Origin of the sequence: Streptomyces sp. NRRL S-37 (genome assembly GCF_000721605.1) — a bacterium.
Classification (GTDB): Bacteria; Actinomycetota; Actinomycetes; order Streptomycetales; family Streptomycetaceae; genus Streptomyces.
In genome coordinates this window covers 104,871-118,411 of sequence record NZ_JOIZ01000008.1, presented here as the reverse complement: position 1 = coordinate 118,411, position 13,541 = coordinate 104,871, and the positions used below count along the sequence as shown (strand labels likewise).

The window sequence follows — 13,541 nt, the reverse complement described above, 5'->3', positions numbered from 1 at the left end:
CTGCTCACCAGCCGGTGAGCAGCAGGTGGTTGAGGAGCAGCGCGAGCACGGCCTGCGCGGCCAGCCAGGCGCGCGGGCCGGGCAGGAAGGCGGAGGCGGGGAGCAGCCAGAACGCGAAGGGCAGCCAGATCCGTTCCGTCTCCGCCTTGCTCATCCCGGACAGATCCGCGATCAGCAGCGCGAGGAGCGCGGACGCCATGAGGACCGCGAGACGGGCGTCGGCACCCCGGTGCCCGAAGGGCGCACTCCCGGCCCTGCGCAGCCCGGCCACCGTCGCCGGGCCGGTGATCAGCACCGTGCACGCGAGGTTCGCCCACACCCAGTACCCGTACGGCCGTACCCCGCCCGCGCCCTGGTAGTAGCGGGTGACCAGCAGCCGGTACGCCTCCCACCAGTCGAAGCCCAGCACGGCGAAGACCACCGGCACGACCAGGAACCCGGCGATCACGTACGGCAGCACCCGCAGCCGCCGCGTGCCCAGCAGCAGAACCGCCGCGCCGATCACCGCGAACAGGGTCAGCCCGTACGACAGGTACACGGTGAGCCCGAACAGCAGTCCCGCGCCGAGGCCCGTCCAGGCCGGGCGGTGTCCCGTCACGGCGAGCGCGAGCAGCGCGACGGCCCAGGCGGTCACCGCCGTGAAGTAACCGTCGGCGGACGTGCCCACCCACACCGCCGCCGGGGCCAGGACGAGGAAGGGCGCGGCGCGGCGGGCGAGCGACTCGTCGGCGAGCCGGCGTACGGCGATCAGGACCGCGACCGCCGCCGTGGTGCCGGTGACGATGACGAAGGCGCCCGCCCACCCGCCGCCGCCCAGCCCGATCCGGTCCAGCAGGACGAAGGTGAGCGTGGCGCCCGGCGGGTGCCCGGCGACGTGGGCGGGCCAGTTGTCGGGGCTGTCGAGCAGGATGTGCGCGTCGAAGTCCCGCAGCGTGGCGGGGATGTCCCGGAAGCGGTCGACCGCCCGCAGATACTCGTGGGTGCTGGTCAGCTGCCCGGCGACGCCCCGGAACCAGCCTTCGACGAGGGCGAGGGACCAGGTCCACGCCAGGGACGCCGCCCACGTGGCGAGCAGCAGCCGCCGCCAGGACAGCCGTACGGCCAGGGACGGGCCGTACGCCACCACGGCGGCGGCGACGACCAGGGCGGCCGGCGTACCGGGGCCGACGTGCGGAGCCCAGTCCGCCAGCAGCGGCGGCCAGTTCACCCGAAGGGAGTCGTCCCGGTCGATCCACGCGCCGATCAGCGCGGCGGCCAGGACGAGCAGGGCGGCGGCCACGACCGCCGAGAGGTCACGGGCGGTGCAACGGGGAAGATCGCGGTTCACGCCGTCACGCTAGGCCGGGGGAACGGGGCCGAGCGGCTGACGAGGGGCGATGTCAGCGTTTCGTCATCCCTTCCGCACCCTTTCATGGGGTGGTGCGGTCCTACCGTCGGCGCATGACCCGGTCATTCCACCTCACCGTCCCCGCGCGCGGCCCGTTCTCGCCGGACTTCTGGCGCAGCCCGCTGCGCGGCCCCCGGTTCACCGCGGTGCTCGGCGTGGTCCTCCTCGCCGGCATCACGATCCTGTTCGTGACGGGACTGCTGTCGTACGCCGCGTACAACCCGGACCTCGCGCGGGTGAACGACAAGACCCCCGGCAAGGGGATCCTCGGCTTCTACCTCTTCTCCTGGCCCACCGACCCGCACTGGCTGTACCGGCTCACCCAGGGCGTCCACGTCACGCTCGGCCTGGTGCTCGTCCCGGTGCTGCTGGCCAAGCTCTGGTCGGTCGTACCCAGGCTGTTCACCCTGCCCCCGGCCCGCTCGCTCACCCACGCGCTGGAGCGGATCTCCCTGCTGCTCCTGGTCGGCGGGGCGCTGTTCGAGTTCACCACGGGCATCCTCAACATCCAGCTCGACTATGTCTTCCCCGGCTCCTTCTACCCGCTGCACTTCTACGGCGCCTGGGTGTTCTTCGGCGCGTTCGTCGCCCATGCGGTGCTGAAGGCGCCGGTGGCGTTCCGGAACCTGCGGACGATGCGGGACGGCGGCGACGAGGAAGCGGACGAGCTGGTCGCTCCCCGTCCCGGCCCGCCGACCGTCTCGCGGCGCGGGGCGCTCGGACTGGTCGGCGGCGGCTCGCTGCTGCTGTTCGCCACCTCCGCCGGGCGCAGCTTCGACGGGCCGCTGCGCGAGACTGCCGTCCTCACCCCGCACGGCGGCCCCGAACCCGGCGGCGGACCGGGGGGCTTCCAGATCAACAAGACGGCCGCGTACGCCGGGATCCGCGCCGCCGAGACGAACGAGGAGGCGTGGCGGCTGGCGGTCACCGGGCCCACCGGCACCGTACGGCTCGGCAGGGCCGAGCTGCTCGCCATGCCGCTGCACAGCGCGGCCCTGCCCATCGCCTGCGTGGAGGGCTGGTCCACCTCCGACCAGTGGTGGCGGGGGGTACGGCTGCGGGACCTCGCGGCGCTCGTCGGCCACGAGGAGCCGGTGGACGTGTTCGTGGAGTCGCTGCAGCGGCGCGGCGCGTTCCGGCGGGGGGCGCTGCGGGCCAATCAGGTGGCCGACCCGCGTTCGCTGCTCGCCCTGTTCGTCAACGGCGAGGAGCTGACACCCGATCACGGCTATCCGGCCCGGATCATCGTGCCCGCGGCGCCCGGTGTGCTCAACACCAAGTGGGTCGCCCGGCTGACCTTCGGCGAACTGTGAGGCGACCTGTGAAGCCGGTGGTGCTGCTGTGTTCGTTCGTCCTCTGCGCGTACGCGGGGGTGCGGCTGCTCGACGGGGACTGGTTCCCGGTCGCGCTGTGGTTCGTGGGGGCGGCGGTGGTCCATGATCTGGTGCTGCTGCCGTTGTACGCGGGGGCCGACCGTGCGCTGGTGCGAGGGGCGGCGCGGCGGGGGTGGGTTCCCTACGTGCGGGTGCCGGCGGCGCTGTCCGGGTTGCTGCTGCTGGTGTGGTTTCCGCTGATCAGCGGGCGGGTGTCGGAGCGGTACGCCGGCGTCGCGGGGCTGTCCGCGGACGGGTACGCGATGCGGTGGCTGATCGTCACGGCCGTGCTGTTCGGGGGGGCGGCGGTGGTGTTCGCCGTGCGGCGCGGGAGGGGGCGGGGGCCGGCGGACGGGGCCTGACCCGAGTGTTTCTTCGCCCCCGCCGCCCCTTCCCGTCCCGAAACTGGGGCTCCGCCCCAGACCCCGCTCCTCAAACGCCGGAGGGGCTGAAATCAGCCCCTCCGGCGTTTGAGGAGCGGGAGTCCGGGGGCAGCACCCCCGAGGACGGGAATGGGAAGGGGCGGCGGGGGCGAGAAAAAGGTCCCTACTCCGCCCGCAGCGCCACGAACGAGCGCCCGCCCGCCGACCACTGGCCGTCCGCCCGCCACCCCGCCGCCGCCGCACACCGCAGCAGCGCCGGCGTCCCGAGACGGGCCCACGGAAACGGCGTCCCGGGCGCACGACGGGCGTCGGTCACCTGGACCAGGACGCGTTCGTCGACATCCGGCCGCGGCACCGTCTCGACGATCGACAACCCGCCCGCCACCACCAGCCGCGCGACCCGCCGCAACAGAGCGACCGGATCCCCGCCGATCCCGACATTGCCGTCCAGCAGCAGCGCCGTACCCCAGCGCCCGGCCCCCGGCAGCGGGTCGAAGACCGACCGGAGCAGCGCCGGCCCGCCGCGCCCGACCGTGTGCGCGACCGCGGCCTCGCTGACGTCGATGCCCAGCGCGCTACGCCCCTGGGCGCCCAGCGCCGCGACCAGCCGCCCCGGCCCGCAGCCCACGTCCAGCACCGCGCCCTCGCAGCGCCGCAGCGCCTCCAGGTCCGCCGCGTCGGCCTCCGCGCACCAGCGCTCCACGTCCAGCGGCAGCAGCCGGCCGTCGGCACGGCGCAGGAACAGCGGCCCCCGGCCGGCGCGCAGGGCGTCGGCGTACGGGTCCGCCGACCAGGCCCGCTCGGCGTCGGGTGCCGTCCGCTGATGTCCGACCCGCGCCGCCGCCCGCACCCCGCTCACCGGCGGGCCGCCGTCAGCCTGGTCAGCCGCGCGGCGAACCGTCCGCCGGGTGCCTCACCGGCGACCAGCGCCGCGTCGTCCGCCGTGTCCACGTCCCGCAGCGGCGGCAGTTCACGGACCCGCAATCCCGCGAGCCGTCGCCGTTGCACGGCCCCGGTCTCCGGTACCGACATGGGGACCCCGCGCAGGAGCGCCGGATCGGGTGCGGCCAGGCCCAGCGCCCAGAAGCCGCCGTCCTCGGCGGGACCGAAGTACGCGTCGCAGTCACCGAAGTCCACGGTGAGCAGCTCCGGGGTCACCTGGGGCGTGTCCATGCCGATGAGAAGGGCGGGTCCGTCGCACCCGGCGAACGCGGCGGCCAGCCGCTCGTCGAGCCCGCCCGCGCACTGCGGTACGACCTCGATGCCGGTTGGCAGCCAGCGCCCCGGCGCCCCGTCCAGCACCAGCACCCTGCGCCGCGCCGGCGTGCGCGCCACCACGTCCAGGGTGTCCGCGAGCGCGGCCTCGGCGAGTTCCGCCGCCTCCTCGGGGGTGAACGGCGGGGTCAGCCGGGTCTTCACCCGGCCGGGGCGGGGCTCCTTGGCGATCACCAGCAGTGTGACCGGCGACGACGTCATGACGCCGCCCCTTCCCGCACCGGTGTCTCCTGGAGTACGCGGCTCATGTCCCGTACCGCCTGGAAGGTGCCCCGCCAGGTGCCGGTCACCTTGGAGGTGCCGGTGCGCGGCGCGTACGGGACGTCGTGCTCGGTGACCCGCCAGCCGGCGTCGGCGGCGCGGACCACCATCTGCAGCGGGTAGCCGCTGCGCCGGTCGGTCAGGTCCAGGGCGAGCAGTTCCTCGCGCCGGGCCGCCCGCAGCGGGCCGAGGTCGCGCAGCCGCAGTCCGGTACGACGGCGCAGCAGCCGGGACAGCGCGAGGTTGCCCGCGCGGGCGTGCAGCGGCCAGGCCCCGCGCCCCCGCGGCCGGCGCCGGCCCAGGACCAGGTCCGCCTCGCCGGACCGTACCTCACGCACGAACGGCACCAGATCCGCCGGGTCGAGGGAGGCGTCGCAGTCGCAGAAGCAGACGATGTCGGCCGTGGCGGCGGTCAGTCCGGCGTGGCAGGCGGCGCCGAAGCCGCGCCGCTCCTCGTGCACGACGGTCGCGCCGAGCTCGCGGGCGATGCGGTCGGAGCCGTCCGTGGAGCCGTTGTCCACGACGAGGGCGCGCCAGCCGGGCGGGACGCGTTCCAGCACCCACGGCAGTGCCGCGGCCTCGTCGAGACAGGGGAGGACGACGTCCACGGACGGCGGGCCCGGTTCGGGGGCGGGGGAGGAGGTGGTCACGGCTCTCACCCTACGAACGCGAAAAGGACAAACCGGGCAGCGGCTCCTTACGGAATGCGGACGTCGGCGGCCCGGCCGCCCTGCTCGCGCGCGCGTGGTGCGAGGCTGGCGGCATGGAGCAGCGACCACCGCACGCCGAGGCCGGAGCCCGGGTCCTCGTCGTCGACGACGACCCCACCGTCGCCGAGATCGTCACGGGCTACCTGGACCGCGCCGGATACGTCGTCGACCGGGCCGGTGACGGCCCCGGCGGGCTCGCCCGCGCGGCGGCCCACTGGCCGGACCTCGTCGTCCTCGACCTGATGCTGCCCGGCATGGACGGCCTGGAGGTGTGCCGGCGGATGCGCGGGCAGGGGCCGGTGCCGGTCATCATGCTCACCGCGCGCGGTGACGAGGACGACCGCATCCTCGGTCTCGAGGTCGGCGCCGACGACTACGTCACCAAGCCGTTCAGCCCGCGCGAGCTGGTCCTGCGCGTCGAGTCCGTGCTGCGCCGCGCCCGCCCCGCCCCGGCCCCCGCGTCCGGCCTGCTGCGGGCGGCGGGTCTCTCCGTCGACCCCGCCGCCCGCCGGGCCGCCAAGAACGGCACTGAACTCGCCCTCACCATCCGAGAGTTCGACCTCCTCACCTTCTTCCTGCAGCACCCCGGGCGGGCCTTCGCGCGGGAGGAGCTGATGCGTGAGGTGTGGGGCTGGGACTTCGGCGACCTGTCCACCGTGACCGTCCACGTACGGCGGCTGCGCGGCAAGGTCGAGGACGATCCGGCACGGCCCCGGCTCATCCAGACGGTGTGGGGCGTCGGTTACCGCTTCGACCCCGCCACCGCGGCCGGGGAGGCGTGAGCGATGCGGGACATGCTGCTCATCGCCCTGTTCGCCTTCCTCGGCGCCGCCGCGGCGGGTGTCCTCGGCGCGTGCGTCCTGCTGCTGATCCGGCGGTGGTCGCTGACGGCGCACCTCGCGGTGGTCGCCGGGGTCGCGGTGGCCGCGATGCTCGCGGGCACCCTGGCCGTCGCCCAGGCGATGTTCCTCTCCGCGCACGACCTGAGCGTGGTGACCACGGTCGTCGCCATGGCCGCCGTGGTCTCCACCGTCACCGCGCTGCTGCTGGGCCGCTGGGTCGTCGCCCGCAGCCGTGAACTGGCCCTCGCCGCCCGCTCGTTCGGCGACGGCGGGGACTTCGCCGCGCCGGAGCGCCCGTCCACGGCCGAACTCGCCGCGCTCAGCCGCGAACTGGAGGCGACCAGCGTCAGACTGGCCGAGTCACGGGACCGCGAGCGCGCCCTGGAGTCCTCCCGGCGGGAGCTCGTCGCCTGGATCTCCCACGACCTGCGCACCCCGCTCGCCGGACTGCGCGCGATGGCCGAGGCGCTGGAGGACGGCGTCGCCGCCGAACCCGACCGCTATCTGAGGCAGATCCGCACCGAGGTGGAACGCCTCAACGACATGGTCGGCGACCTCTTCGAACTCTCCCGCATCCACGCCGGCACACTGACCCTCTCGCCCTCCCGGATCTCCCTGTACGACCTGATCGGCGATGCCCTCGCCGGCGCGGACCCGCTCGCCCGCGAGCACGGCGTACGGCTCGTCGGGGACGGGGTGGAGCCGGTGCCGGTGGAGGTGGACGGGCGGGAGATGAGCCGGGTGCTGGGCAATCTGCTGGTCAACGCGATCCGCCGGACCCCGGCCGACGGCACGGTCGCCGTCGCGGCCCGGCGTTCGGACGAGGGCGTGGTGCTCTCCGTGACGGACGGCTGCGGCGGCATCCCCGAGGAGGACCTGCCCCGCGTCTTCGACACCGGCTGGCGCGGCACCCACGCCCGCACCCCGCCGGCCGGCGCGGGCCTCGGCCTCGCCATCGTCCGCGGCATCGTCGAGGCCCACCGGGGCAGCGCCACCGTCCGCAACGTCACCGGCGGCTGCCGCTTCGAGGTGACCCTCCCGGCGACGGAGGGGTGACGCACCCCACCCGCCGCCGTCGCCGCCCCGCAGCCTTGCCCGCCCCGCTGCCTCACTCGCTTCGCAGCCCCGCCGACGCGAACTCCCGCATCCCCTCCTCGAAGCCCACCTCCGGCTTCCAGCCCAGGTCGGCGCGGAGCCGGGAGGAGTCCGCCGTGATGTGCCGGACGTCGCCCAGGCGGTACTCGCCGGTGACGACCGGGTCCGGGCCGCCGTACGCGGCGGCCAGGGCGCGGGCCATCCCGCCGACCGTGTGCGGGGTGCCGCTGCCGGTGTTGTACGCGGTGAGCGTCCCGGCCGCCGGGTCCGCCGCCGTCAGGGCGGTGACGTTCGCCGACGCCACGTCCCGTACGTGGACGAAGTCCCGGCGCTGACGGCCGTCCTCGAAGACGCGCGGGGCCTCGCCGCGGGCCAGCGCCGAGCGGAAGAAGGAGGCGACGCCCGCGTACGGGGTGTCGCGGGGCATCCCGGGGCCGTAGACGTTGTGGTAGCGCAGCGACACCGCCGAACCGCCCGTCGAACGGGCCCAGGCGGCGGCCAGGTGTTCCTGGGCCAGCTTGGTCGTGGCGTACACGTTGCGCGGGTCGGCCGGGGCGTCCTCGTCGACCAGGCCGGGTTCGAGGCCCGCGCCGCAGGCCGGGCAGGGGGGTTCGAAGCGTCCGGCCGCCAGGTCGGGGACGGCGCGCGGTCCGGGGCGTACGGCTCCGTGCCGGGCGCAGAGGTAGCGGCCCTCGCCGTACACCACCATCGAACCGGCCAGCACGAGCCGGCCGACCCCGGCCTCCGCCATGGCGGCCAGCAGGACGGCCGTGCCCAGGTCGTTGTGGGAGACGTAGGCCGGGGCGTCGGTGAATCCGGTGCCGAGGCCGACCATGGCCGCCTGGTGGCAGACGGCGTCCACGCCGGAGAGGGCGTCGCGCACCGCGCCGGGGGAGCGTACGTCCGCCGTCGGATCGGTGCGGATGTCGAAGACGACGGGGTCGTGCCTGTGGGCGCGCAGCGCCTCCACGACGTGGGATCCGATGAAACCGGCGCCGCCGGTGACCAGTACGCGCATGTGCTCACGCTAGGCGTGCCCTTCTTCGGACGGGGGCGCCGCGCCCGTGACGTCACGGGTCCGTAAGACCGGGGCGCCCGGCGCTGAGGTGGGCCGGGGTTGGGCGGTGCCCGGTGTGGTGGCTGGGCGGGGGTGGGTAGCGCAGCCCGGCGCTTACGGGGTGCCGTCGCGCCCACCCGTGCCGCTGGGGGTACCTCCCAGGCCCATAAGGCACTGGGGGAGGCACGACTGCCCGCGGGAACGGGGGATGACCGTTACAGCGGCAGCCGGACGGTGAACGTCGTCGTCCCCGGGGTGCTGGTCAGGTCGATGTCGCCGCCGTGTGCCCGTACCAGGGAGCGGGCGACCGCCAGGCCCAGGCCGCTGCCGCCGCGGTCGCGGCTGCGGGCCTTGTCGACGCGGTAGAAGCGGTCGAAGACGCGCTCCCGGTCCTCCGCCGGGATGCCGGGACCCGCGTCGGTCACCCGTACCCACGCCGAGCCGGCGGTGACGGAGACCGTGACGGACACCCTCGTCCCGGCCGGGGTGTGCACGGCCGCGTTGGTGAGCAGGTTGTCCAGGACCTGCCGGACGCGCTGCGGATCGATCCGGAGCATCAGCGGCCCGGAGCCCGCCGTCACCGCCAGCGGATGCCCCGGATGGCTTGCCCGGAACGCGTCGGCGGCCTGCTGGACCAGTTCCACCAGGTCCGTGTCCGCCGTCCGCAGCGGCGCCTCCACCTCCGCCGCGTCCAGCCGGGCGAGCAGCAGCAGGTCGTCGAGGAGTACGCCCATCCGGGCGGCCTCCGCGCGCAGCCGGGCCAGATGCCGCTCCCGCTCGGCGGGCTCGTTGGCGGCGGCGTACTGGAACAGGTCCGCGTAGCCGCGCACCGACATCAACGGGGTGCGCAGTTCGTGCGAGGCGTCCGCGACGAACCGGCGCAGCCGCAGCTCCGCCTCCGCGCGCACCGCGAGGGAGTCGTCGATGTGCTCCAGCATCGTGTTGAACGCGGTCCGCAGCTCCGCCACCTCCCGGCCCCCGTCCCGCCCGTCGGCGCGCAGCGGCAGCCGGGCCGCCGACTCGGTCAGGTCGTGCGAGGCGATGCCGTGCGCGGTGTGCGCCATGTCGCTCAGCGGCTTCAGCCCGCGCCGCAGCATCCGCCGTCCGAACACCACCAGCGCCAGCAGCGCGAGCGCGAACACCACCACCTGCACGGTGATCAGCTGCCCGACGGTCTCCTCGATGTCCTCCACGGGCGCGGCGCTCACCAGCACCACCCCCGGTTCGACCTCGCAGCCGCGCAGCCGGTAGGTGCCCTCCCCTTCGATGCGCGCGGTGCGCGTCAGCTCGGTGTCGGAGTGCGCCATCGCCCGCGCGAGATCGGCCAGCGCGCGGGTGTCGGCGGGCACGTCGGAGGGTCTGCGCAGGGTGACCGTGTCGTCGGAGACGTCGTACACCGCCGTGTACCAGCCGTAGTACGGCTTCCGCTTGACCGTGCCGTGCGCCGCCGCGTCCTTGGCCTGCACGGCCTGGATCAGCTTCAGCTGGTCGCCCAGCTGCCGTTCCAGATAGTCGTGCATGTACGTGGTGAGCGCGGTGCCGACGACCGCGAACACCGCGAGGGACAGCACCCCGAGGCCCAGCGCCAGCCGGGTGCCCAGGCGCACCCCGCGGTAGGTGTCCCGCAACCGCCGTGAGGAAGCCGTCACTCGGCGGCCTGCCGGATCACGTACCCGAAGCCCCGCACGGTCTGGATCAGCGGCGCACCGGTGTCGTCCAGCTTGCGCCGCAGCCGGCTCACCACCAGCTCCACCACGTTGGAGCGGCCCCCGAAGCCGTACTCCCACACGTGGTCCAGGATCTGCGCCTTGGTCAGCACGGTCGGCGAGCGGCGCATGAGGTAGCGCAGCACCTCGTACTCGGTCGGCGTCAGCGACAGCAGCCGCTCGCCGCGCCGCACCTCACGCGTGTCCTCGTCCATCGTCAGGTCCGCCACCCGCAGCACCGACCGCTGGAACGCGGGCCCCGCGCTGCGCCGCAGCACGGTGCGCAGCCGCGCCATCAGCTCCTCCACGGCGAACGGCTTGACCAGGTAGTCGTCCCCGCCCCGGGTCAGCCCCGCCACCCGGTCGGCGACCCCGTCCCGGGCGGTGAGGAACACCACCGGCACCATCGTCCCGGAACGCCGCAGCCGGTCCAGGACGCCGAAGCCGTCGACGTCCGGCAGCATCAGGTCGAGCACCACGATGTCCGGGCGGAACTCGGCCGCGCGGCGCAGCGCCTCCTCACCCGAGTTGGCGGTGACCGCGTCCCAGCCCTCGTACCGGGCGACGGTCGCGACCAGGTCGGCTATCGGCGGGTCGTCGTCCACGACGAGGAGTCGTACTTTTTCCACCCGCCCATACTGCGGCACACCGCCCCCGGCGCCAGAGGCGGTGCACGATCGCGTCTCGATCGATAAAAACTTGAAAGTTGACCGACAGGAGATCGACAGCGCCTGTGACCAAGCTCGGAGTCCCAGGACCCGATCAAGGAGCTTCCGCGGTGACAGCTGTCGAATCGCCTCCCGCACCCCCCACCGCGAGGCGACGCCCCAAGGCGGTGGCGCGCACCGGCCTGTACGGCCTGCTCGCCGCGAACGCGGTGGTGGTGGCCGTCTTCTTCGTTCAGGCGGGCTTCGGCGCCAACGCCCTCGTCGTACTCGGCCGCCTCACCGGCCTGTACGCCGCCCTGCTGATGGCGTTCCAACTGCTGCTGGTGGCCCGGCTGCCCTGGCTGGACCGCCGGATCGGCATGGACCGGCTGACCCTGTGGCACCGCTGGGTGGGCTTCGGACTGCTGTGGACGCTCCTCGGCCACGCCGTCTTCATCACCTTCGGCTACGCCGAGATGTCCTCCATGGACCCGGTGAACCAGCTCGTCGACCTCGCGGAGACCGTCGAGGGCGTGCTGCGCGCGGTCGTCGCACTGGCGCTGATCCTGGTCGTCGGCGCGGTCTCGGCCCGCCGCGCCCGGCGCCGCCTCGCCTACGAGACCTGGCACTTCATCCACCTGTACACGTATGTCGCCGTGGTCCTCGCCTTCACCCACCAGGTCGCCGTCGGCTCCACTTTCACCGCCTCGGCCGCCGCCACCGCCTACTGGTATGGACTGTGGGGCGCCGCCCTCACCGCCGTGGTCGCCGGCCGGCTGGTCCTGCCGCTGTGGCGCAACCGGCGCCACCGGTTCCGGGTCACCGCCGTCGTCCCCGAGAACGACAACGTGGTGTCCGTCCACATCACCGGCCGCGATCTGGACCGGCTGCCCGCCCGCGCCGGCCAGTTCTTCCTGTGGCGGTTCCTGACGAAGGACCGCTGGTGGCAGGCGAACCCGTTCTCCCTGTCCGCCGCCCCCGACGGCCGCACCCTGCGGCTCACCGCGAAGGCGGCCGGCGACGGCAGCGCGGCCCTGCGCCATCTCAAGCCGGGCACCCGGGTCTTCGCGGAGGGCCCCTACGGCGCCTTCACCACCCTGCACCGCACCCGCCCCGACGCCCTGCTCATCGCCGGCGGCGTCGGCGTCACCCCGATCCGCGCCCTGCTGGAGGAGCTGCACGGCCACGCCGTCGTCCTCTACCGGGTGAGCACGGAGACCGACGCCGTCCTCCACGGAGAACTGCGCGAACTCGCCCTCGCCAAGGGCGCCGACCTCCACCTGATCACCGGCCCGCCGGTCCCGGACCGGCTCGCCCCCCCCGAACTCTCCCGCCTCGTGCCCGACCTCACGGACCGGGACGTCTACGTCTGCGGCCCGCCCGGCATGACCACCGCGGTCCTGCGCGGCCTGCGCGAACTGGGCGTACCGAAGCAGCAGATCCACTACGAGCGCTTCAGCCTGGCCGGATGACGAGCACGGGACGAATGAGGAGAAGATCGTGAAGCGAGCACTGCCCGTCCTGGTCCTGACCGTCGCCGGACTGATCCCGGTCTGGCGCTACACCCCGTCGGCCCCGGAGCCGGCGGTCGCCGAACCCGCGCCCGCCCCCTCGGTGTCCGCCTCCCCGGGCAGCACCACCCGGGTGGTGGCCGGCCCCACCGTCGACACCGAGAAGGGCCCCGTACAGGTCGAGGTCACCCTCGACGGCGACCGCATCAGCGCGGTGCGGATGCTCCGGCAGCCGGACCACCCGCAGACCATGGCCGCCGTACCGGTCCTGATCGAGGAGACTCTGGAGGCACAGAGCGCCGACGTCGACACGGTCTCCGGCGCCACCGTCACCAGCGACGGCTACCGGGAGTCGCTGCAGGCCGCCCTCGACGCGCAGGGCTCCTGACGTGCGGCGCGTCGAACACGTCATGGGCTTCCCGGTGTCGCTCCGCGTCGACGACGAGGGGTTCGGGGAGTCCGCGGCGGACGGCCTCTTCGCCTGGCTGCGCGAGGCCGACGCCCGCTTCAGCCCGTTCCGCGAGGACAGCGAGGTCTCCCGCCTGGACCGGGGCGAACTGGACCCCGGCCGGCTCAGCGACGACCTCACCGAGGTCCTCGCCCTGTGCGAGCAGTACCGGACCGCCACCGGGGGCGCGTTCGACGTACGGCTGCCGGGCCGGCGCCTCGACCCGTGCGCGGTGGTGAAGGGCTGGTCGGTGCAGAAGGGCGCCGAACTGCTGCGGGCGGCGGGAGCGCGGCGGTTCTGCCTCAACGCCGGCGGTGACGTGGTCGCCGCCGGCGGGCCGTGGCGCGTGGGCGTACGGCACCCGGACCACGCCGACCGGCTCTGCACCGTCCTGGAGTTGACCGACGGCGCGGTCGCGACCTCCGCGCGCTACGAACGCGGCGACCACATCATCGACGGCCGCACCGGCCGCCCGGCGACCGGCCTGCTCGCCCTGACCGTCACCGCCCCCACCCTGACCGAGGCGGACGCGGTCGCCACGGCGGCCTTCGCCCTGGGCCCGGAGGGCATCACATGGGCCGCCGCACGCCCCGGTTGCGAGGTGTTCGCCGTGACGGCGGACCGCCGGGTCGTACGATCACCGGGCTTCCCCGCGGCGCGGGAGGCGGCATAACACTCGCAGGGCCCCGCGCGAAGCTCCCGGCGTACACGACACTTCGACCCGCGCACGGACACTCCTGGTGTGCGGGGCGAGCCGGCCGGCGCGACCGCTCCACCGGCGAACTCGCCTGCTCTCGCGCCGGTCGCTCACCGAAGTGCCCCTGCCCGAACTGGTCCGCGCCGGCG

The 13,541-nt window shown here is 74.4% G+C and carries 14 protein-coding genes; 7 read left to right on the top strand and 7 right to left on the bottom strand.

Features of this window, described 5'->3' with window-relative positions; translation table 11 throughout:
• Positions 1 to 4 precede the first annotated feature (4 nt).
• Positions 5 to 1,327 (bottom strand): hypothetical protein, encoded by a 1,323-nt coding sequence (locus IH50_RS0115025; protein ID WP_030861421.1) that lies wholly within the window; start codon positions 1,325 to 1,327, stop codon positions 5 to 7.
• Between the two features lie 113 nt (positions 1,328 to 1,440).
• On the opposite strand from IH50_RS0115025, the gene IH50_RS0115020 reads away from it, so the two are divergent.
• Both IH50_RS0115020 and IH50_RS0115015 read left to right on the top strand, forming a co-directional pair.
• Positions 1,441 to 2,700, top strand: a complete 1,260-nt coding sequence (locus tag IH50_RS0115020; RefSeq protein WP_030861419.1) for a molybdopterin-dependent oxidoreductase — start codon at positions 1,441 to 1,443, stop codon at positions 2,698 to 2,700.
• Positions 2,697 to 3,122 carry a hypothetical protein gene (locus tag IH50_RS0115015; RefSeq protein WP_037872423.1) on the top strand — a complete coding sequence of 142 codons (426 nt, stop codon included), beginning with the start codon at positions 2,697 to 2,699 and terminating at the stop codon, positions 3,120 to 3,122. Before IH50_RS0115020 ends, IH50_RS0115015 begins: the two co-directional genes overlap by 4 nt.
• Positions 3,123 to 3,306: 184 nt before the next feature.
• Here IH50_RS0115015 and IH50_RS0115010 read toward each other — a convergent pair whose 3' ends face one another.
• Genes IH50_RS0115010 through IH50_RS0115000 form a run of 3 tightly spaced genes read right to left on the bottom strand, consistent with a single transcriptional unit; the run spans position 3,307 to position 5,338 of the window.
• Positions 3,307 to 4,002 carry a methyltransferase domain-containing protein gene (locus IH50_RS0115010; protein ID WP_030861415.1) on the bottom strand — a complete coding sequence of 232 codons (696 nt, stop codon included), beginning with the start codon at positions 4,000 to 4,002 and terminating at the stop codon, positions 3,307 to 3,309.
• Entirely contained in the window at positions 3,999 to 4,619 is a 621-nt protein-coding gene (locus IH50_RS0115005) for a TIGR04282 family arsenosugar biosynthesis glycosyltransferase (RefSeq protein WP_030861412.1), read from the bottom strand. The genes IH50_RS0115010 and IH50_RS0115005 overlap by 4 nt, the downstream gene beginning before the upstream one ends.
• Positions 4,616 to 5,338, bottom strand: a complete 723-nt coding sequence (locus IH50_RS0115000; protein WP_030861410.1) for a glycosyltransferase family 2 protein — start codon at positions 5,336 to 5,338, stop codon at positions 4,616 to 4,618. Before IH50_RS0115000 ends, IH50_RS0115005 begins: the two co-directional genes overlap by 4 nt.
• 104 nt (positions 5,339 to 5,442) lie before the next feature.
• Here IH50_RS0115000 and IH50_RS0114995 point away from each other — a divergent pair, with 104 nt between their 5' ends.
• Entirely contained in the window at positions 5,443 to 6,171 is a 729-nt protein-coding gene (locus IH50_RS0114995) for a response regulator transcription factor (RefSeq protein ID WP_030861408.1), read from the top strand.
• 3 nt (positions 6,172 to 6,174) lie between these two features.
• Entirely contained in the window at positions 6,175 to 7,287 is a 1,113-nt protein-coding gene (locus tag IH50_RS0114990; protein WP_030861406.1) for a sensor histidine kinase, read from the top strand.
• A 52-nt stretch (positions 7,288 to 7,339) separates the two neighbouring features.
• Here the strand turns inward: IH50_RS0114990 and IH50_RS0114985 are convergent, their stop codons facing one another.
• From IH50_RS0114985 to IH50_RS0114975, 3 genes are all read right to left on the bottom strand, one after another.
• The gene (locus IH50_RS0114985) at positions 7,340 to 8,344 is read right to left on the bottom strand and encodes an NAD-dependent epimerase/dehydratase family protein (protein ID WP_030861403.1); all 1,005 of its coding nucleotides are present in this window, start codon (positions 8,342 to 8,344) and stop codon (positions 7,340 to 7,342) included.
• Between the two features lie 254 nt (positions 8,345 to 8,598).
• Positions 8,599 to 10,032: a sensor histidine kinase gene (locus IH50_RS0114980; RefSeq protein ID WP_030861401.1), complete on the bottom strand. Its 1,434-nt coding sequence runs from the start codon at positions 10,030 to 10,032 to the stop codon at positions 8,599 to 8,601.
• Entirely contained in the window at positions 10,029 to 10,718 is a 690-nt protein-coding gene (locus tag IH50_RS0114975) for a response regulator transcription factor (protein WP_030861399.1), read from the bottom strand. Before IH50_RS0114975 ends, IH50_RS0114980 begins: the two co-directional genes overlap by 4 nt.
• Before the next feature lie 149 nt (positions 10,719 to 10,867).
• Here IH50_RS0114975 and IH50_RS0114970 point away from each other — a divergent pair, with 149 nt between their 5' ends.
• The 3 genes from IH50_RS0114970 to IH50_RS0114960 are packed head-to-tail and all read left to right on the top strand — an operon-like array spanning position 10,868 to position 13,368.
• Positions 10,868 to 12,208 carry a ferric reductase-like transmembrane domain-containing protein gene (locus IH50_RS0114970; protein WP_030861397.1) on the top strand — a complete coding sequence of 447 codons (1,341 nt, stop codon included), beginning with the start codon at positions 10,868 to 10,870 and terminating at the stop codon, positions 12,206 to 12,208.
• Between the two features lie 28 nt (positions 12,209 to 12,236).
• Complete coding sequence (locus IH50_RS0114965) at positions 12,237 to 12,635, top strand: FMN-binding protein (RefSeq protein WP_030861395.1); 399 nt, start codon at positions 12,237 to 12,239, stop codon at positions 12,633 to 12,635.
• A gap of 1 nt (position 12,636) precedes the next feature.
• Complete coding sequence (locus IH50_RS0114960; RefSeq protein ID WP_030861393.1) at positions 12,637 to 13,368, top strand: FAD:protein FMN transferase; 732 nt, start codon at positions 12,637 to 12,639, stop codon at positions 13,366 to 13,368.
• Positions 13,369 to 13,541 lie beyond the last annotated feature (173 nt).

Bases quoted from the DNA above. Each gene is read 5' to 3' on its own strand.
- IH50_RS0115020 (WP_030861419.1), top strand. From the start codon at position 1,441: ATGACCCGGTCATTCCACCTCACCGTCCCCGCGCGCGGCCCGTTCTCG.
- IH50_RS0115005 (WP_030861412.1), bottom strand. From the start codon at position 4,619: ATGACGTCGTCGCCGGTCACACTGCTGGTGATCGCCAAGGAGCCCCGC.
- IH50_RS0114995 (WP_030861408.1), top strand. From the start codon at position 5,443: ATGGAGCAGCGACCACCGCACGCCGAGGCCGGAGCCCGGGTCCTCGTC.
- IH50_RS0114990 (WP_030861406.1), top strand. From the start codon at position 6,175: ATGCGGGACATGCTGCTCATCGCCCTGTTCGCCTTCCTCGGCGCCGCC.
- IH50_RS0114985 (WP_030861403.1), bottom strand. From the start codon at position 8,344: ATGCGCGTACTGGTCACCGGCGGCGCCGGTTTCATCGGATCCCACGTC.